Annotated in this window: 18 protein-coding genes; 7 read left to right on the forward strand and 11 right to left on the reverse strand. The window is 58.4% G+C overall.

Annotated elements, in window-relative coordinates; all coding sequences use genetic code 11:
• Positions 1-43: 43 nt before the first annotated feature.
• Positions 44-1,771 carry an alkaline phosphatase gene (locus OZ656_RS18735; RefSeq protein ID WP_199452894.1) on the reverse strand — a complete coding sequence of 576 codons (1,728 nt, stop codon included), beginning with the start codon at positions 1,769-1,771 and terminating at the stop codon, positions 44-46.
• 211 nt (positions 1,772-1,982) lie between these two features.
• A complete protein-coding gene (locus OZ656_RS18740) occupies positions 1,983-2,594 on the reverse strand; it encodes a Yip1 family protein (RefSeq protein ID WP_199452892.1) in 612 nt (203 codons plus the stop codon).
• Between the two features lie 260 nt (positions 2,595-2,854).
• On the opposite strand from OZ656_RS18740, the gene OZ656_RS18745 reads away from it, so the two are divergent.
• Complete coding sequence (locus OZ656_RS18745; protein ID WP_199452890.1) at positions 2,855-3,658, forward strand: dienelactone hydrolase family protein; 804 nt, start codon at positions 2,855-2,857, stop codon at positions 3,656-3,658.
• A 62-nt stretch (positions 3,659-3,720) separates the two neighbouring features.
• Here the strand turns inward: OZ656_RS18745 and OZ656_RS18750 are convergent, their stop codons facing one another.
• The 5 genes from OZ656_RS18750 to cysZ form a co-directional block, all read right to left on the reverse strand.
• Positions 3,721-3,927, reverse strand: coding sequence for a cold-shock protein (locus OZ656_RS18750; protein WP_008172950.1), 207 nt, complete (start codon positions 3,925-3,927; stop codon positions 3,721-3,723).
• 260 nt (positions 3,928-4,187) lie between these two features.
• A complete protein-coding gene (gene crcB / locus OZ656_RS18755) occupies positions 4,188-4,568 on the reverse strand; it encodes a fluoride efflux transporter CrcB (RefSeq protein WP_114433684.1) in 381 nt (126 codons plus the stop codon).
• 14 nt (positions 4,569-4,582) lie between these two features.
• Positions 4,583-7,030 (reverse strand): acyl-CoA dehydrogenase, encoded by a 2,448-nt coding sequence (locus OZ656_RS18760; RefSeq protein WP_199452888.1) that lies wholly within the window; start codon positions 7,028-7,030, stop codon positions 4,583-4,585.
• Positions 7,031-7,168: 138 nt separating this feature from the next.
• Positions 7,169-10,030 carry an RNA polymerase-associated protein RapA gene (rapA, locus tag OZ656_RS18765; RefSeq protein WP_199452886.1) on the reverse strand — a complete coding sequence of 954 codons (2,862 nt, stop codon included), beginning with the start codon at positions 10,028-10,030 and terminating at the stop codon, positions 7,169-7,171.
• Positions 10,031-10,048: 18 nt separating this feature from the next.
• Positions 10,049-10,798: a sulfate transporter CysZ gene (gene cysZ / locus OZ656_RS18770; protein WP_011787023.1), complete on the reverse strand. Its 750-nt coding sequence runs from the start codon at positions 10,796-10,798 to the stop codon at positions 10,049-10,051.
• 95 nt (positions 10,799-10,893) lie between these two features.
• Between cysZ and OZ656_RS18775 the strand changes: the two genes are divergently transcribed.
• Positions 10,894-11,298, forward strand: a complete 405-nt coding sequence (locus OZ656_RS18775; RefSeq protein ID WP_199452884.1) for a VanZ family protein — start codon at positions 10,894-10,896, stop codon at positions 11,296-11,298.
• 463 nt (positions 11,299-11,761) lie between these two features.
• Here the strand turns inward: OZ656_RS18775 and OZ656_RS18780 are convergent, their stop codons facing one another.
• Positions 11,762-12,418 carry a 50S ribosomal protein L11 methyltransferase gene (locus OZ656_RS18780; RefSeq protein ID WP_199452883.1) on the reverse strand — a complete coding sequence of 219 codons (657 nt, stop codon included), beginning with the start codon at positions 12,416-12,418 and terminating at the stop codon, positions 11,762-11,764.
• A 114-nt stretch (positions 12,419-12,532) separates the two neighbouring features.
• On the opposite strand from OZ656_RS18780, the gene mnmH reads away from it, so the two are divergent.
• The 5 genes from mnmH to OZ656_RS18805 all read left to right on the forward strand — a co-directional run bounded on the left by mnmH (position 12,533) and on the right by OZ656_RS18805 (position 17,098).
• Complete coding sequence (mnmH, locus tag OZ656_RS18785) at positions 12,533-13,636, forward strand: tRNA 2-selenouridine(34) synthase MnmH (RefSeq protein WP_278351014.1); 1,104 nt, start codon at positions 12,533-12,535, stop codon at positions 13,634-13,636.
• Between the two features lie 133 nt (positions 13,637-13,769).
• Positions 13,770-14,603, forward strand: a complete 834-nt coding sequence (locus tag OZ656_RS18790) for a mechanosensitive ion channel family protein (protein WP_379944785.1) — start codon at positions 13,770-13,772, stop codon at positions 14,601-14,603.
• A gap of 162 nt (positions 14,604-14,765) precedes the next feature.
• Positions 14,766-15,323 (forward strand): YbaK/EbsC family protein, encoded by a 558-nt coding sequence (locus OZ656_RS18795; protein ID WP_272999100.1) that lies wholly within the window; start codon positions 14,766-14,768, stop codon positions 15,321-15,323.
• A gap of 77 nt (positions 15,324-15,400) precedes the next feature.
• Positions 15,401-16,696, forward strand: a complete 1,296-nt coding sequence (locus tag OZ656_RS18800; RefSeq protein ID WP_379944786.1) for an FAD-dependent monooxygenase — start codon at positions 15,401-15,403, stop codon at positions 16,694-16,696.
• A gap of 36 nt (positions 16,697-16,732) precedes the next feature.
• Positions 16,733-17,098, forward strand: coding sequence for a histidine triad nucleotide-binding protein (locus OZ656_RS18805; protein ID WP_113879123.1), 366 nt, complete (start codon positions 16,733-16,735; stop codon positions 17,096-17,098).
• Positions 17,099-17,162: 64 nt separating this feature from the next.
• Here the strand turns inward: OZ656_RS18805 and OZ656_RS18810 are convergent, their stop codons facing one another.
• The 3 genes from OZ656_RS18810 to pstB form a co-directional block, all read right to left on the reverse strand.
• Positions 17,163-18,185, reverse strand: a complete 1,023-nt coding sequence (locus tag OZ656_RS18810; RefSeq protein ID WP_278351010.1) for a CNNM domain-containing protein — start codon at positions 18,183-18,185, stop codon at positions 17,163-17,165.
• Positions 18,186-18,286: 101 nt separating this feature from the next.
• Positions 18,287-19,009: a phosphate signaling complex protein PhoU gene (gene phoU / locus OZ656_RS18815; protein ID WP_278351009.1), complete on the reverse strand. Its 723-nt coding sequence runs from the start codon at positions 19,007-19,009 to the stop codon at positions 18,287-18,289.
• Between the two features lie 31 nt (positions 19,010-19,040).
• The gene (gene pstB, locus OZ656_RS18820; RefSeq protein WP_206853723.1) at positions 19,041-19,928 is read right to left on the reverse strand and encodes a phosphate ABC transporter ATP-binding protein PstB; all 888 of its coding nucleotides are present in this window, start codon (positions 19,926-19,928) and stop codon (positions 19,041-19,043) included.
• Positions 19,929-19,939: the final 11 nt, after the last annotated feature.

Consider the following 19,939-nt stretch of genomic DNA (forward strand, 5'->3'; position numbering starts at 1 on the left):
GCGCCAGATCAAACCGATGGCCGGTATAGCCGCGCCCGGTTGGCTATACCGGATCGACCGTTCGATTCCCGGCGCCCGGCAAGCTCTTCCGCGCCGCGGACCGGCTGTTATCAACGGTGTATTCCCGGCTCTTGACGGTATCCACGAAATACCAGTTGGCCCGGGCTTCTTCCTGTGTGAAGGTAACCACCATATAACCACGTTGATTGATGTTCAGGTAGTCCAGACCATCCACCAGCAGGCCAATGCCCTGCTCCGCATCGGCAATCATGGCATCAGGCAGTCCCAGATAGTCCTCCAGTCCGGGCGAAGACACTGAGGCGGTGGCAAATTCCACACCCACCTGGTTGCCATTCATATCTTTCAGGTTATTGGCCCAGGCGTTATGTGTGTCTCCGGCCAGCACCACCAGGTTTTTGTCGAGTTGCCGCGCCATGCCCAGAACGACTTCTCTTTCTGCCTGATAGCCGTCCCAGGCGTCGAGATTGTAGGGTGCGGCTGTGCCGATTCGGGCTTCCTGCTCTTCCGTCAGTGGCATACCCTGCAGCTGCATTCCTTTTAATGTCGCGAGTTCTTGAAGTGTTGCCGGCAAATCGTCAAACGTTTCAGTGGCAATCGCCAGCAGCAACTCAGCAGGCAGATCCATACGCCCCATCAACACCTGCTGTCCCAGCACCTGCCATCGCCCGGTCGACGTGGCCAGCTTGTTCTGCAACCACAGGCGCTGTTCAGCGCCCAGCAGTGTCCGGTTTGGATCGGTCACATCGGCCGTGAATTGATCCACATTCAGGCCGGCTTCGCTAAGATAGTTCAGGTAATCCAGTTGCTGATCGCGCCCGATAATGCGCGTATCCAGCATATGCAGATCCACCAGATCGCCAAAGCGGAAGCTGCGATAGATGGCCTCGTCGTTGCCTTCGATTACCGGCCGGATCGGCATCCATTCGAAGAAGGCCTGCAGAGCAGCCAGTTTGCGTTGCTCAAAATCGCCTTCAGAGTCATCGTGATTTTCAGCACCATTGCGCCAGGTGTCGTTGGCCACTTCATGATCGTCCCACACCACAATGAATGGTAGCCGCTGATGTGCCAGCTGCAGGTCCGGATCCTCCCGGTAAATGGCATACCGGCGGCGGTAATCGGCCAGTGTCAGCAACTCCCGGTTATTGTTCTCCGGGAAGGTACGGCCCAACTCCTGAGCGTCTTCCGAGGCATAGCTGTCCGGGTCACTGCTGTACTCATAGATATAGTCACCGAGGTGAACCACAGCATCCAGGTCCGTCTGGTTTGCCACTTCCCGGTAAACGTGGAAGTAACCGGCCGGGTAGTTCGAGCAGGACACCACGGCCAGTCGAACCTGCTCTACCGCCCCTTCCGGCAAGGTAGACGCGGCACCTACGGGAGAGGTGGCACCAGAAGAGCGGAAACGGTAGAAGTAGCGCTGGCCCGGAATCAGCCCCTGGGCATCCACCTTGATGGTGAAATCATGGGCGTCGGTGGTTTCGGCGGTTCCTGAGCGCACCACCGAGGCAAACTCCGCATCGGTGGCGATTTCCCAACCTACTTTCACCTTGCTGCCGCGCTCGGGCACGGCCCGGGTCCAGAGAATAACGCTGTCCTGTAGCGGATCACCACTGGCCACACCATGGGTAAAATCAACCCGCCGTTTGTCGTCGCTGTCCAGCACACACCCCGCCAGGCCGCTGGAAATCGCCACCGCCCCCATACCCAGTGCCGATGCTTTCAGAAAATCCCGTCTCGTCAGTCTAGCCATTGTCCACCCCTGTCATGTTCGTCATATGCTTTTTATCGTGCCCGGAAACCAAAACCGGTTGGCCTGAAAAGCTAGACCAGAGATATGAAGAACGCGTTGCCGGATTGCGACAGGGCTGTGGCAAATTCCGACAGGTGCATCGCAAGCAGACGGCAGTCACAAAAAACGGGAGCCGAAGCTCCCGTTTTGTCAGAGTGAACAACGTTTTTGGCTAGCCGCTGACGAACACCGGCCCGAGCCCCAGGTTCCAGAGAATGACGGAACCGACTCGGGTGGATACCAGGATCACCAGTGCCACCGTGAGCAGAGCCCCTCCGTACATGACCGCCCGCTCCTTCTCGATGCCCATGACGATCGGCAAGCCGTCGTACATCAACCAGGCGCCATAACAGGCCGCTGCCAGGAACACCACCGCATTGAACCAGGGTACCGGGTACAGCAGCGCGAAACCGGCCAGGAACAGTGGAGTGCAGGAATAGGCAGCCAGGGCAATGCCGTTGGAGGGCACGTGTTCTTCCTTGGCGCCATAGGTTTTCGCCATCCAGTTAATGGCATAACCCAGGGCAAAGACGCCAACCAGCATGGCGAGGTAAGTCAGAACACTCATCTGGAGCGCGCTGATTTCGGTGAGTTTGATCAGTCGTTCGTTACCGATAGACCAACCAAAATGGGCCGTCGAGATGTAAGCACAGATCGGCGCTATGGCCGCCAGAATGACTACGTACGCCACATAAAGACGAGTTGGATGTTCGTGTTCTTTCTTAATGGATACCCACTCATCTTCCGGGTGGGTGAAGAGACCAAACGCATGGGACAGAAGCATAAACCACCCCCTTTATTGCTGTTGTTGGTATGGGTGGATACGGTGCCCGAACCATTTCGGACTTAAAACCGTTCCTGCTCTTAACTATAGTCAAGAATCAGATTCGGGAAAGCCGGCATTGATGCTCTTTACTTATCAGATCTGGCCTATAAGACCGTTTAGTTCTGAAAATATGGCATGCCTCCAGGCCTGCATCGGTTTTCTGGCTGCCAACGTAACCATGGAAGTGTCACCAACCCTGGCAAGGAGTACCAAACGCGATGATCCGTATCAGAACCGCAGTACCAACAGCAATCCTCTCTCTTTTTATGACCAGTACACAGGCGCTTGCCGAAATGCAGACCGAAACCATTGAATACACCGTAGATGGCGAAACCTTCACCGGCTACCTGGCCTGGGACGACGAGTTCGACCAGAAACGCCCCGGCGTGCTGGTAGTACACGAATGGTGGGGCCACAACGACTTTGCCCGGGAACAGGCAGAAAAGCTGGCGGCCTCCGGCTACACCGCCTTCGCACTGGATATGTATGGCTCCGGCAAGCAGGCCGACCATCCGGATACCGCCCAGAAGTTCATGCAGGAGGCGACCCGCAATATGGAGCAGGTCAAAGCCCGCTTCCTGAAAGCCAAGGAACTTCTGCAGAACCATGACAGCGTGGATCCGGACCGTATTGCCGCTCAGGGCTATTGCTTCGGTGGTGCCGTGGTCCTGAACATGGCTCGCATGGGCGTGGATCTGGATGGCGTAGTCAGCTACCACGGTGCCTTGGGCAGCCCGCTGCAGGCCGAAGCTGGCACGGTGAAAGCAAGAGTGCAGGTTTACACAGGCGGCGCAGATGACATGGTTCCCTCGGAACAGGTGGCCGGGCTGGTTCGGGAAATGCAGAATGCCGAAGTGGATCTGACGCTGGTCAGCTTCCCTGGCGTGAAGCATTCCTTTACCAATCCCAATGCCGATAAGGTGGCGGCAGAGTTCGACATGCCAATCGCCTATGATGAAGCGGCTGCGCGGCGCTCATGGCAGGGCACCATGCGCTTTTACGAGGAAATTTTCGGGGAATAAACAGGCAACAAAAAAGGCAGCCTCGGCTGCCTTTTTTGGGTTATTGCTGAATCCTCAGGGGATTACAGAGCAACAACGTTCTCCGCCTGAGGACCTTTCTGGCCCTGAGTTACGGTGAACTCGACCTGCTGGCCCTCGGCCAGGGTCTTGAAACCAGAGCCCTGAATGGCGCTGTAGTGAACGAATACGTCCGGGCCGCCTTCACGAGTGATAAAGCCAAAGCCTTTTGCTTCGTTGAAGAACTTAACAGTACCGGTAGTAGTAGACATACTTAAACTTCCTGAAATCAATCATATTATCTGCTGCCACACACTCATAGGGTGCTGGTCAGCGTGTAACGGAAAAACAGAACTCGCGGGATCAAAAACAGGACGGTCACTACTAACTGCGGAGGTACGTCTTATTCATGAACTGCTTTACTGATTCTTTCCTACGAACCCACTCTACTCTGGAATTTCGGGCTTGCCAAGCGTAATTTCAATAATTTGTGTAGGTAGTGATACCCACAGATTCTGACTGGCCCGCAGGCTTACCCACGCACCAGGGAAAAGGTCAGAAACCCGAGTGCTGTCATCAGGATAGAGCCAACCACGTGGGCCAGAATTCCGACCAGGGCCATGCCCCACTTGCCTTCCTGAAGCGCGGCGAACATCTCCAGCGAGAAGGTCGAGAAAGTCGTCAGGGCGCCACACAAACCTGTCACCGCAAACAGACGCCATTCCGGCGAAAGCACACTGCTCTGGCTGAAAAAAGCCATCAACAGGCCAATCAGCCAGCCACCACTAAGGTTGGCAACCAGTGTGCCCCAGGGAACGGCGTGATAACTGGCATTGAGCCATAGCCCAAGACCCCAGCGCAGGTTGGCGCCAATGACGGCGCCAACGCTGACTGCAAGAACCGACCACCACATGCTACCCGGCCGCCTCAGGCCGGGTTGTGGTCGATCAGGGTTTCCCGGTTACGGGCAAACTCGTCAAACGGGAAATCATCCACGGTGAGCATTTCCAGCACCACCTCTTCATACTGCCGCATGAAGTCGGCCTCCTCCTTGCTGAATACGCCCGCCTCCAGGGCCGCCTCGAAACGCTCTTCCGGGTGCAGTGCGGTCATCGGCAGTTCGCCCTTGGCGTAAGCCTTGGTGACTTTACGATATAGCTGCTCGGCCTTGTCGTAGTCCTTCAGCAGACCGTTATAGCGGGCGACCGGATTTTCCACCGTGCCTTCGCCGTCGGTGGTCCAGGCACCAGCCATCAGCTTGTTGCGAACCGGAGTATCCGTGGTGATGGAACGGGCCAGCTTGCGCGCCAATTCATCATGGGGCGCATCCCAACGGCATCCCAGCGGCAGGGTGATAGCCCGCAGCGCCAACGCCACCGGCCGGTTCGGCAGGTTCTGGAGGAACTCGTCCAGCGCCAGCTCGGTGCGATGCAGCAGGTAGGCCAGGCTGTACTGCATCAGCTCTTTCTCGCCGTCCACCGGCTGGGTTTCGTGCCAGTTCTTCAGCACCATGGAAGCCAGGTACAGATTCGCCAGCATGTCACCCAGGCGTGCCGAAATCAGCTCACGCATTTTCAGCTCACCACCCAGGGTTGTCATGGCCGCATCGGCACACAGGCCGAAGGCAGAGCTGAACCGCGCCAGAGCCTGGGCATATTTGCGGGAGGCACTGTCGAACGGTACATCAGCCTTGCCCAGCCCCAGTGCCTGGGTAAAGGCACGGGCCGCATTACCAAAGATCAACCCGGCATGACCAAAGAAGGCCTCATCAAACGCCTTGATATCATCATTGTCCTTCGCGGCAAGCTCTTTCAGCACGTACGGATGACAACGGATGGCGCCCTGACCGAAGATCATCAGGCTGCGGGTCATGATATTGGCACCCTCAACGGTGATAGACACCGCCGCACCGCTGTAGCCGATGCCCAGGTAATTACGGGGACCAAGGGTCACCGTTTTACCGCCGTGCACATCCATGGCATCGGTCAGAATTTCACGCTGGAACTCAGTCAGGTGATACTTGAGGATGGCCGAAGGTACTGCCGGCTTCTCGCCCCGGTCGATCATGTTGGCGGTGTGATTGACCGCCGCCTGAGCAATGTAGGTTTTAGCCGCAATGCGGGCCAGCGGGGCTTGTACCCCTTCCATTTCCGCCACCGGCGTATTGAACTGACGCCGGATTCGGGTAAAGCCACCGGCCGTGCCCACAGCATAGGCGGCGGCGCCGGCCGCACCGGACGGCAGGGTGATACAGCGACCTACCGAGAGGCATTCAACCAGCATACGCCAGCCCTGACCGGCCATTTCCTGGCCACCAATGATGTAGTCCAGCGGAATGAACACATCCTTGCCCTTGATCGGGCCGTTCATGAACGGGGACCCAATCGGGCAATGGCGCCGGCCGATTTCCATGCCCTCGGTATCCCGGGGAATCAGCGCACAGGTAATGCCATAATCTTTGGTCTCGCCCAGCAGGCCGTCGGGGTCAAACATCCGGAAGGCCAGCCCGACCACGGTGGCCACCGGCGCCAGCGTAATCCAGCGCTTTTCAAAGTTCAGGCGGATACCCACCACTTCTTTACCATCCACTTCCTGCTTGCAGACGATGCCGGTGTCTGGCAGCGAAGTGGCATCAGAGCCGGCGCGAGGCCCGGTCAGGCCAAAACAGGGGACTTCCCGGCCATCGGCCAGTCTCGGCAGATAATAGTCTTTCTGCTCCTGGGTACCGTACTTCACCAGCAGCTCGCCCGGGCCGAGGGAGTTGGGCACCCCGACGGTGACCATCAGCATTTCGTTGGCGGCCAGCTTCTGCAGCACTGCAGTCTGGGCCTTGGCGGAAAACCCGAGGCCACCGTATTCCTTCGGAATGATCATGCCGAAGAACTTCTCTTTCTTCAGGAAATCCCAGAGCTCCTTGGGCAGATCGGCACGCTCAACCGCCAGATCCCAGGCGTTACACATGGAAATGGCCTGGGTGCACTGGTTGTCGACAAAGGCCTGTTCTTCCTCACTCAGACCGGTGTGACGGTTAATCAGCAGGTTGTGCCAATCCGGGCGGCCGGTAAACAGTTCGCCATCCCAGCCAACGGTGCCAGCTTCCAGGGCTACTTTCTCAGTGTCAGACACCTTGGGCGCCACCTTCTTGAACATGGCAAACACCCGCGGGGTGAGCCAGCTCTGCCGGAACTGGGGCAGACCCGCCAAAGCAGTAATGGCCGCACCAGCCAGCAGTACAAAGGCAAGCCAGCCAGAGGCCATAAACAGGGACAGCACACCCACCACGACCATCACGCCAATGGCGGGCTTGGCACCGGATTCCCGGCGCATCACGTACAACAGGCCGGCCAGAGCCACCAGAAAAAGAATCAAAGTCATCTCAGGATCTCTCTGTCTTCCATGGATTGGAGTCTCCGGCCAGTGCCGGAGCCCTTTGACTACACTTCGTTACGTTCAACTTACCCTAACAGATGTCTGTTCGCCAGATAATGACCGGCGCTCAGTCGGTTAGCACCATTACGATGTGACAATCACCCGGATACCTTCCAGGGCCAGAGACGCATGTTCTACGGCACTGCGAGCGGCCTCCAGCTGGCTGCGCAGGAAGTCGATTTCTTCGTTGCGGATGGCCGGGTTCACTTTCTGCAGTGCTTCCAGACGCCGAATCTCCGGTATGAAGCTGTCATCTACCCTCGCCAGCGCCTGTTCGCGGAGCGGAGACAGATGCGGCTCCGCCAGTGTCTCGGCGTGGTCGACCATGGTTTCCACCTCGGCCCGGATTTTCGGCACGATGGCCTGGGCCGTGCGTCGACGGATATTGGAGCAAAGCTCATTCAGCCGTTCATGGGGCAGAGCCTTGGACAGATCCCGGCCATTCACATCCACCACCAGGCGCAGGGGTGAAACCGGCAGGTATCGGGTCAGCTGAAGGGATTCGGGCGCCGGACAGTGCACCGCGAATACGGCTTCCAGCAGCAGCGTACCCGGTGGCAGGGCCTTGACCGAAAGATTGGCCAGGGCAGCCTTGCCCAGCCCGGAGCTGTTCACCGAATCCATCACGCCGGTGACCATTGGGTGCTCCCAGCTCATGAACGCCATATCTTCGCGCTGCAACGCCTGCTGACGATCCCAGGTAACGGTCAGCCCGTCTTCGGGAAGCTCCGCCACCAGGCCGGCCTGGAACTGCTCGCCAGGCTTCAGGATATCCGCGTGCTCACTATGGTCTTCCAGGTCAACGCCGAGGATATCGAAAGCCTGAATCATGTAGTCCCGGACTTCAGCGGCGTTCTCCTCTTCCTCGATCCCGGCGATCAACGCCTCAGCCTCATCAACACGACAGGAATTCAGTTCAATCAGCGCGTCCCGACCGTTGTGCAGCATGTCTTTCAGGCGCGCCGTCTCGGCTGCACTGGCCGCCAACAAAGGCTCCAGCTCGCTCTCGTCACCGCCCAGGGCCTGCTGCCACTGGTCATGAACGTGTTCCTGAACGGCAACCCCCACCGCGCAACTCTCGGCAAACGCATTCAGCCCTTCCTGGAACCAGCGGTACTGAACCTCCTGACTGGTTCCCTGAAGATAGGGGATGTGAATACGGATCGCTTCGGTCTGGCCGATCCGGTCCAGGCGACCAATGCGCTGTTCCAGCAGGTCCGGATTGGCCGGCAGATCAAATAGCACCAGATGGTGGGCAAACTGGAAGTTGCGGCCCTCGCTGCCGATTTCCGAACAGATCAGCGCCTGTGCCCCCTGCTCTGTATCGGCAAAATAAGCCGCGGCCCGGTCGCGCTCAATCAGACTAAGGTGTTCGTGGAAGGCTGCACTGCGAATACCGGCCCGTAACTGCAGATAATGCTCAAGTGCCATGGCCGTGCTGGCTTTGGCACAGATCACAACCACCTTGGCCGGGCGCAGGCTGACCAGTTTCTTCTCCAGCCAGCTCACCCGGGGATCCTGGGCCAGCCAGTCTTCTTCATCCACTGCCTGCTCAGGCGCCAGCCCGGTGACACCGTATTGATGGTGTTCATACAGGTCCGGGCACGGCAGGGGTTCCGGTAACGGCTGTCGCTCCGGGAAGCCCTGAATGGCGGCCCGGGTATTCCGGAACAACACTCGCCCGGTGCCGTGACGATCCAGCAACGCATCGATCACCGCCTGGTGGGCATCATCCCGGGCCAGCAATTCGTCCAGCTCATCTCCCAGCCAACCGGCCAGGGCCTGCCGATCGTCTTTTGAGATAGTATCCGGCGCCTGCTGCAGGCGCCGAACCACCTGATTGATCACTTCATAGTGCTGTTCTTCTTCCCGGAAGGTCTCCAGATTGTGGAACCGGGCCGGGTCGAGCAAGCGCAGGCGCGCAAAGTGGCTCGCCACGCCGATCTGTTCCGGTGTTGCGGTCAGCAGCAGCAGGCCCTGGCTGGCACCGGACAACTGCTCAACCACATCGTATTCCGGGCTGGACTGTTCCGGCGACCAGGCCAGGTGATGAGCTTCGTCCACCACCATCAGATCCCAGCCCGCCGCCACCGCATCTTTGCGGGCCTTCTCGCTGCGCACCAGGAAGTCGAGGCTACACAGCACTAACTGGTCAGACTCGAAAGGGTTAACCGCATCGTCATCGCCAAAAATATGGTTAACCAGAGCGTCGACATCATCTTCTTCGGCCTTGAGGTCGTCGTACCGGGCCTGATCAATAATGGAAAAGCGCAGATTGAAACGCCGAAGCATTTCCACTAGCCACTGGTGGATCAGAGAATCGGGCACCACAATCAGCGCCCGGCGGGCTCGACCGGTCTGCAGCTGATAATGGAGAATCAGACCTGCCTCAATGGTTTTTCCCAACCCTACCTCATCGGCCAGCAACACCCGGGGGGCATGCCGACGCGCTACTTCGTGGGCAATGTAGAGTTGGTGTGGCAGGTGCTGGGTGCGTGCCCCAATCAGCCCCTGGGCCGGCGACGCCCGCAGACGGTCCATGTGCTGCAGGGTGGCGACGCGTAGCCGGAAGGCACCGTTGCGGTCAAACTGGCCGGCAAAGAGGCGCTGATGGGGCGCGGAAAAGTTCACAGAGCCCGCCAGCTTAACCTCGGAAATCGGCTGGATATTCTCACCGTCATCGGCGTGGTACACCAGAACGCCATCGAGCTCTTCCACTGCCCGCACGGTATAGCGCTCACCGTCAAAGGTCTCTATTTCCTCGCCCTGTTGATACACGATCCGTGACAGGGGCGCATTATCGATGGCATAGGTGCGCTCTTCATCGGCAGCGGGGAACCCCAGGGTGACTCTGCGCCCCGAGATGTCCGTTACGATACCCAGACCCAGGGCAGTATCGCTGTGGCTGACCCAACGCTGGCCGATGACAAATTCCGATGTTTCCAAGAAACCTCCGATGACTGATTACTGAGTGTTTGAACCGTTTTCCCGAACCCAATAGGCCGTTGCACCACACACCGCCGCTGGCACCACAAACAGGTTGAGCACCGGCACCATCGCCGCCAGGGCAACCGGCAGGCCGAAACCGAGAGCCGACAGCCGGGTATCGCCCAACAGTTTACGAAGAGCCGGAAAGCTGACCTTGTGATTGTCGGCCGGATAATCCACATACTGCAGCGCCATCATCCAGCTGTTGAACAAAAACCAGAGCACAGCGGCCACCAGGTTGACCACAGGAATCAGGCCAATAATGAACAAGCCCAGGGCCCTGGGCAGGTAATAGGCAATCTTCTGAACCTCCCGCCAGAGCGCGCGGGGAATGTCCTTGATAATGGCGGACCAGCTATCGTCCGTAGACACTTCCTGGCCAGTCAGCTGTTTCTCGGTGAGTTCTGCCAGATAGCCGTAGAAGGGAGAGCCGATCAGGTTGGCCACGATCACAAAGCCATAGGCCAGCATCAGCAGAATCACCACGCCGTACAGCAGCCAGAAAAGCCAGTCGAGTGCCTGCAACCAGGCCCAGTCTGGCAACCAGGCCATGGCCGCGGCGATCATGGCGGTGAACAGCTCGGCCAGAAAATAGAACAGCAGACCGAAAAGCAGAATGTTGATGATCAGCGGAATGACCACAAACAACCGGAGGCCCGGCTGGCGAATCAGCCCGAAGCCTTCCCCCAGATAGCCCAGTCCACGAAAAAAGTTACCCTTGAGCATTACTGGTGTTCCTCCGCTGCCATGACAATAACGGGGCGCAAAGCATATCATGTCGAAACCATTCCCACAGCCCGCGAGGACGCCTGGATTCCACTATGCCCCGCATCCGTTCCATTATTGTTTCCATTCTGACCATGCAACGGCTCTGGCAGGCAGCACTGTTTGTTTCCATTGCTGCGATCCTTTATCTGGCTACCACCAGCAACAGCTACCCCATCCCCGCGGCGCCCAATGACAAGATCAATCACCTGATTGCCTTTCTGGAGCTCACCCTGTTGACCCGCCTGGCATGGCCGCGGCTTTCGGTGCTCTGGTACGCCCCCGCCTTGCTGGCTTTCGGCCTGATACTGGAGGTGGTGCAAGCCAACCTGCCGTACCGGGATTTCTCCCTCGCGGATCTGACAGCGGATGCCGTTGGCATCGGCCTTGGCCTGCTACCCTGGCCTGGGTTGCGACTGGCTCAAGAATCGGATTTGCGAAAATCGCCCGAATCTTTGTGAGATATTTCCTACATACCTGTAGGAACTCCCTGTGATATCTCGTACGCAGTCTGTAATTCCAGTTACAAACCAAAGTCTACATGAATGATTTGTAACAACTTTCCCATGTTTGACGAGTTCGGCAACGCGTTCTGCGTGCATAGTTCACACGTTTGTAAAGCTGGCATTGGTAATATGAACACCGTCAAGGATGACAGGGAAAGGACGACGCACTGGATGCACCCCGGCACGGACTGCGGGGAGAAGCAGGGACACAGGGACGCTTCGCTTAAGGGATAACGAATCGGATCGCCGGCTCGGATGCTGGCACCAGGGAACGGCAGCAAGGAATGGCAACACGGCAGTTGCCCATCGCGCACGGAGGCGCCAACCTGTTCCGAATCTGAACTGCCCCGGACGGCGGTTCAGTACCTGTTCAAGGGCAGCTTGATGGCTGCCCTTTGTTTTTTCTGGTCAGAAAAATTCAGTCACCGCCGGCCAGATAGATCCTCACCTTGTTGAATTCCTCAAACTCATTCAGATCCGGCCAGGTTCTGGCTTCGATCACAGCCTGCTGCACATAACCGGAATGACCAAGATCCTTCACTCGCGAATCCGCCAGCAGCACTTGGGGCGCGGCTGCTTCGAAGGCCGCCAGTAACGGGCGATTTTCAGGGTCGTACAGAACATCCGCAGCGGTAATCAGATCGACGCTCCCGGGCCGGTTTGCCCAGTCGTCACACAGATCAATCTCCACATTGTTCAGGCGGGCATTGGCGGCCGCGGCATCCCGCGCTGCCGCGTCGATGTCGCAGGCTATGGACCGGGCAGCACCGGCCAGTGCGGAGGCGACAGCCACGACCCCTGAACCGGAGCCAAAATCCAGCACGGTCTTGCCAGCCACCACGTCCGGATGCTGCAGAATCCACCGGGCCAGCACCTGCCCGCTGGCCCAGCAGAACGACCAGTACGCCGGCTCGGCCACCACAGCCTGGGCTTCATCATGGCTCAACGGTCCATCCAGCACCCCCGGGTCAAACAGATACAGCTGGATATCCGGGCAGCCCGCAGGCGCCGAAACCGCCACCCGGCCTTGGCTCAGCGTTTTCTGAAGATGCCGGTTGAGAACATCGGGGCTCATAATTTTCCCTCGTCAGTGCTGAAAGGACGTGGGATTGTACCCTTGTCCGGGATGCCGGGATATCGCCGGTTCGGTATACTGCCGCCTCACCCTGAATCACAGTGATCCGTTGATATGGCCAGCAGACCCGATACCGACGACTACCTCAACCTGTTCCTGAACGATGTGCCGCTGATGGACGTCCGGGCGCCGGTGGAATTTACCAAAGGTAGCTTCCCGTCTGCAGAAAACGGCCCGCTCATGAACGACGAAGAGCGGCACCGGGTGGGTATCTGTTACAAAGAAAAAGGCCAGGACAAAGCCATTGAACTGGGGCACCAGCTGGTCTCCGGCGACATCAAGGCCCAGCGGATTGAAGCCTGGAAGCGCTTTGTGGCCCGCCACCCGGAGGGTTATCTGTTCTGCTTCCGGGGCGGATTGCGCTCACGCCTGACCCAGCAGTGGATCAAGGATTCCGGCATCGACTACCCGCTGGTAATAGGTGGCTACAAGGCACTGCGTCGCTTCCTCATCGACAGCCTGGAAGCACAGATCGAATCGGGCCAGTTCCGGATTCTCAGTGGCCGCACCGGCACCGGCAAGACCCGGGTACTGATGCAGCTGCCCAACCCGGTCGATCTGGAAGGCCTGGCCAATCACCGGGGCTCCAGCTTCGGCCGGCAAGTGACCCCTCAACCCTCCCAGATCGACTTCGAGAACCGCCTTGCGGTGGCCATGCTCAAGGCCAGGCACCAGGTGGGAGGGCCAATCTACCTTGAAGACGAAAGCCGCCTGATCGGCCGCTGCGCCCTTCCGGAAACCCTTCGGGCCAGGATGTCGGAATCGCCCCTGCTGATTCTGGAACAGGCTATGGAAGAGCGCATTGCCATCATCCGGGCCGACTACGTTGAAGGTATGCTGGCCAGTTACCGGGCCCGGGACGGTGAAGACGCCGGCTGGCTGAACTTCCGGGACTACCTCTTGAGCGCCATCGACCGCATTCGCAAACGCCTGGGCGGCGAGCGTTATCAGAAACTCCGCAATCTGATGCTACAGGCTCTGGATCAGCAGGAAGCCAATGGCTCCCTGGAAGGACACCACGGCTGGATTGAAGCCCTGCTGACCGACTACTACGACCCCATGTACGACTACCAGCTTACCCAGAAACAGGGCGAGATACTGGTGAGGGGCGGGCCCGACATGATCACCGAGTGGGCCAGATCCCACGCCAGCACGTAATCCTGGCCGTTGACGGTAATGCCGTTTACAGCTTTGTCTGCTATATAGTTGGTTCAGACAAATCCCGCTGAACCACGTCATTTGTCGATCAGAACTCACTCAGAAAATACTAACGATCAAGGAGCTGCTTCGTATGGAAGAGTTATTCAATGCTAACGGACAGGCCTCGGAATGGGCGGATCAGGCCATTGCTCTGATCATGGCTTATGCTCCAAAGGTTCTGCTGGCTATTGTCACGCTGATTATCGGCCTCTGGCTGATAAACCGGTTCGTCAACGTGCTGGACAACCGCCTTGGCAAAAAAGACCCAACCCTGAACAAATTCCTCTGTGGCCTGATCAGTGCCATCCTCAAGATTCTGCTGCTGATCTCCGTCGCCTCCATGGTGGGCATCGCTACCACCTCATTTGTCGCCATCATCGGTGCCGCCGGCCTGGCTGTGGGTCTGGCCCTGCAGGGCAGCCTGGCCAACTTTGCCGGTGGCGTGCTGATCCTGATCTTCAAGCCCTTCAAGGTCGGTGACGTCATTGATGCCCAGGGCTTTCTTGGCTCGGTGCGGGAAATCACCATCCTCTACACCATTGTCGACACCTTCGACAATCGCCGGATCGTGATCCCCAACGGCCAGCTTTCCAACGCCAGCCTGACCAACCTGAGCGCCTACGAAACCCGCCGCTGCGACATGACCTTCGGCATCGGTTACGGAGATGATATCGACAAGGCCAAGGCCATCTGCAAACGCCTGATCGAAGAAGATGAGCGCGCCATGAAAGACCCGGAGCCGCTGATTGTTGTTGGTGCCCTCGGCGAGAGCTCGGTAGACCTGACCGTGCGCGCCTGGACCAAGGGCGCCGATCTGTGGCCGTTCTACTGGGATATGCAGGAGCGGGTGAAAAAAGCGTTCGACGCCGAGGGTATTTCCATTCCTTTCCCGCAACGGGACGTGCATATGTACAAGGCTGATTAAACGGAACCGTTTCACACGGAAACATCCGGTTACTCGCAAAGTGCGCATCCTGAACTAAGCTGACGACAAGGCGGGGGTAAAAACCCCGCCTGCCATCGGGGCCCGGCCCGAGAAAGGCGGATGGCTCCACAACACTGTCGATGCTGTCAGGAGGTTGTGAACATGCCGGCAAAGCAGCTGAAAACATTTCTGGATGAGGCAAGTGTGGACTACATGTGCCTCGCTCACCCCCCAGCTTTTACCGCCCAGGAACTGGCCCATCACGTCAAGATCGCCGGAGATCGGGTAGTCAAAACCGTCATTATCGAACTCGATGGCAAAATGGCCATGCTGGTCATGCCCGCCACCTGGCGTATTCGCTGGGACAGACTGAGCAAGATTCTGGATACCGATTTTGTCGACCTGGCCGACGAACAGGCCTTCCAGGATCGCTTCCCCGATTGCGAAGTGGGCGCCATGCCACCATTTGGCAACCTCTTTGGCATGAGCGTTTACTGTGCCGAGGCTCTGACCGAACAGCCGGAACTGGCCTTTGCCGCCGGCAGCCACACCGAGTCGATCCACATGAACACCCGGGACTTCCTGAATCTGGTGCAACCCATGGTGATTAACCAGGGCTTCACTCGCCCGGGCGCCCGCAAACCGGCCTGGCTGGTCCGTAATCCCCGCCGCACCGGCAACCGTGAGGAGGCAACCGCTACCTCCATGGCCGGCTACTGATCCACCCGGGATTGACCCCGGTCGCTTGTCTGCAGCACGGCATCGCGTAAACTGAGGCCAGCAGACAGGAACCGGATATGACACAGACCTTTGACACCATCATTGTGGGCGCCGGCATGGTCGGCGCCGCACTTGCGACCGGGCTGGGCCAGCAGGGCATCCGCGTGGCGCTGATCGACCAAGCTTCCCCCGCCCCCTATCAGCCAGACAGCCACCCGGATATCCGGGTATCTGCCCTCAGCGCCGGCAGCGAACGCTATCTGACCAGCCTGGGTGCCTGGCCCCGAATACTGGCCATGCGCGCTACTCCATATTGCCGCCTGGCGGTCTGGGACGAAACACCAAATCCGCTCAAACGACTGATTCCCCAAAGCCTGACTGAGGTGGAATTTGACGCCAACAGCCTGAGCGCGCCACATCTTGGCCATATCGTTGAAAACAGCATTACTCAACTGGCCCTGTGGCAAACTGCCGAAACGGAACCGGATGTCACCCTGATCACAGGCCACAGCGTTCGGGATCTGGTCCAGAGCGCAGAGTACGCCACGGTGACCCTGGATGATGGCCGCCAGTTGCAGGCCCAGCTGGTGGTCGGCGCCGATGGCGCTATGTCCCGGGTGCGGGAATTGGCAGGTATCGGCGTTACCCGGGATCAGTATGAGCAGCAGGCCATGGTGATTTCGGCGCGCTATCGGGGCGGCGTGGAAGACATTACCTGGCAGGGCTTTTACCCCAGCGGCCCCAGGGCCTTCCTGCCCCTGCACAGCGCCGGCGAGCAACACCCCGGAGAGAGCTGGGGCTCCCTCGTGTGGTACGACCACCCGGCCCGACTGGACGAACTCAAGGCCATGGACGAACAGCAACTGATGGCTGATATCCAGCAGCATTTCCCCGAACGACTACCGGAACTGACCCACATTGACGCCAGGGCCAGCTTTCCCATCGCCCGCCAGCATGCCAAGCACTATTACCAGAACCGGGTGGTGCTGGCAGGCGACGCCGCCCACACCATCAATCCGCTGGCGGGCCAGGGCGTCAATCTGGGCTTCCAGGACGCCCAGTGCCTGCAGGGCGTGCTGAAAGAAGCCCGGCGCGGGGGCGAAGACCTGGCCAGTGCGCACTGGCTCAAACTCTATGAACATCGCCGCCGGCCCGCCAACCAGCGGATGATGCTGACCATGGATCTGTTCTACCACCTGTTCAGCAATGCCATTCCGCCGGTGCACCTGGCCCGCAATCTCGGGCTTGGCGCGGCCCGGGTACTGCCGTTCGCACGCAATCGCGTCGCTCGCTACGCCATGGGCCTGGATGAACAGTTGCCCGCGCCGATTCAACAAATCGTTAATCGCCTGCCCGGCCTGGGTGGCCTATAGTGGCGTACGCGCATTTACTCGACACAAGGAGCCGTTATGTCTGAAACCATCTTCACCAAGATCATCAACCGGGAAATTCCCGCCGACATCGTGTACGAAGACGACATCAGCCTGGCCTTCAAGGACATCAATCCACAGGCCCCGGTGCATCTGCTGATCATTCCGAAGAAAGCCATTGCCACCATCAATGACATTGAGGAAGACGACCGTGAGCTGGTCGGCCATCTTTACTGGGTGGCGGCAAAGCTGGCCAAAGACATGGGCTTTGCCGACGATGGCTACCGGGTAGTGATGAACTGCGGTGAGAATTCCGGCCAGACCGTGTTCCACATTCACCTGCATCTGCTCGCCGGCAAGCCCCTGGGCTGGCCGCCATACACCGACAAGATGAAACAGGCCTGAGCATCCTTCTCACAGACTTGTCTCACAGAATGACAAAGGGCAGCACCGAGGCTGCCCTTTTTGGTTACTGTACGGCCGACCGCTTCAATCGTCGGCTCCAACGCTGTTTGGCATAGCGGCGCAGGTTGGAGACATTATCGGTCTCATCCATGATCTCCGTACCCAGCAGGGTTTCCAGAATATCCTCCAGAGTCACCACCCCAAGCCAGGTCCCCAGTTCGTCGTACACCACCGCAATGTGCTGGCGCTCCCGCAGCATTTCCGAAAACAGAAATTCGATGTTGGTGTTGGCTTTTACCTGCTTGATCTGGCGCAGCCGGCTTTGCAGGTCGTCATCGTCGCTCATGCTGATCAGGTCTGCCCGATGCACGTACCCCAGAGTCTCCCCGTCTTCATCAATCATCGGGTAGCGTGAAAACGGCGACTTCATCACTTTATCCCGGAATTCCGGCACGGTGGTGTCCGGATCAATAAATTTGCACACCGTGCGGGGGGTCATGATGGAACTGACCTTGATCTCGTGGAAACGAAGTACGTTGTGGATAATCCGGCGCTCTTCCTCATCCAGAGCCTGCTGATCACGGCCGATCTCTACCAGCGCACTGATTTCCGCCCGGATGTCGGTATCGCCGTCACCCGGGGCAATCCTGCGCGTAACCTGCTTCGACAGCCAGACAAACGGCAGCAGGGCTTTCATCATGAATCCCAGCACAGCCGGCAGCGAAGGGGCGATCACACGCCAGTACTTGGCGCCGATGGTTTTCGGGATGATTTCCGAAAAGATCAGTATCGCCAGGGTCATCGCCGCTGACGCAGCACCCAGCCAGACCTCACCGAAGACAACCGCCACCTGGGCTCCCACGCCGGTAGCGCCGGCCGTATGGGCAATGGTATTGAGGGTCAGGATTGCGGAAAGCGGATCGTCGATTTCATCCTTGAGCCGGCGCAAGCGTGCGAACAGTTGTGGACGATCATTTTTCAGGGACGCGATGTAACTGGGCGTGATAGACAGCAAAGCTGCTTCGAGGATAGAACAGATAAACGAAAAACCGATGGAGATAATCGCGAATGCGACAAGGAGAATCATAGGGCCTCAGACGTGGATTTGTCCCGGCCATGATAGCGTAACTGCTGGCCGGAACAAGGGGGAAACTGCCACCAATGGCAGCAGTTTCACAAGGTCACGGGTCAGCGGCTGACCACCCGCTCTGCTTCCTCCATCGGGGTATGGCGAACGTCTTCGCCCTTGACCATGAAGATCACGTTCTCGGCAATGTTACAGGCATGATCCCCCACTCTTTCCAGGGCACGAAGCACCCACATCACCGACATACAGCGGGAGATATTCCGGGTATCTTCCATCATGAAGGTCAGCAGGGTACGGGCCGCAGCCTGGTACTCTTCATCCACCCGTTTGTCTTCTTTCATGATCCGCAGTGCCTGTTCGGAATCCAGCCGGGCAAAGGCATCCAGTGAGTCATGCAGCATGGTCAGCACGTGGGTACCGATGTGGCGAATTTCCACATAGCCCCTCGGCGCCTGACCTTCTTCCGTCAGCTTGATCGCCATTTTGGCAATCTTCTTGGCTTCGTCACCGACCCGTTCCAGGTCAGCCACCATCTTGATCACTGAAATCACCAGGCGCAGGTCCCGTGCCGTAGGCTGACGACGGGCGATGATCAGGGTCGCCTCTTCGTCCAGATCCACTTCCATCTTGTCGACTTTCTTGTCGTTGGCCCGCACTTCCTCGGCCAGATGGCCATCACCGTCTACCAGGGCCTGCACCGCCCGTTCAACCTGGGTCTCCACCATTCCACCCATCTTGAGGAACTGGGTCTTCAGCTCCATCAGTTCATCATTGAACTTGTGGGAAATGTGATCCCCGTAAACATCGTCCTTTTTTGTAGGCATAGTGTCTGTCTCCGTTATCCCCGAACACGTATCAGCCGAAACGGCCGGTAATGTATGACTCCGTCAGCTCATGTTCCGGAGAGGTGAATACTTTGTCGGTCTCGTTCACTTCCACCAGATGGCCAAGGTGGAAATAGGCGGTGCGATGAGACACCCGGGCCGCCTGCTGCATGGAGTGGGTCACGATGACAATGGTGTAGCTCTCGGACAGCTCCGCAATCAGCTCCTCCACCTTGGCCGTGGCAATCGGGTCGAGCGCGGAACAGGGCTCGTCCATCAACACCACTTCCGGGCTCACGGCAATTGCGCGGGCAATACACAGCCGCTGTTGCTGGCCGCCGGACATACCGGTAGCGGTGGCATCCAGACGATCCTTCACTTCGTTCCAGAGCCCCGCCTTGCGCAGGCTGTTCTCCACGATGTCATCCAGATCCGACTTGCGATTGGCCAGGCCATGGATACGGGGGCCATAGGCCACGTTATCGTAGATCGACTTGGGGAACGGATTGGGCTTCTGGAACACCATGCCCACGCGGGCACGCAACTCCACCACATCCCGCTTGGAATCGTAGATGTCCTGATCGTCGAGCTGCAGCGAGCCCTTGACCCGACAGATGTCGATGCTGTCGTTCATGCGGTTCAGGCAACGCAGAAAGGTGGACTTACCGCAGCCCGAAGGCCCGATAAACGCAATCACCTCATTGCGGGCAATGTCCAGGCTGATGTTCTTGATGGCCCGGTCTTCACCGTAGAAAACCTCGACATTACGCAGCTTGAACTTGGGGTCATCGGCAAACGGTGTACCGACCGTTTTACCCTCTTCAATCACTGTCTCTGCCGGTCGTTCGTCCTGCACCGGAATCGCCTTCTCTTCGGGCACATCAGCCTCACTGGTTACCGTTGTATTCAGGGTATTCATAAAACTCCTCC

The sequence above is a fragment of the Marinobacter sp. LM1 genome (assembly GCF_042763285.1).
GTDB lineage: Bacteria > Pseudomonadota > Gammaproteobacteria > Pseudomonadales > Oleiphilaceae > Marinobacter > Marinobacter nauticus.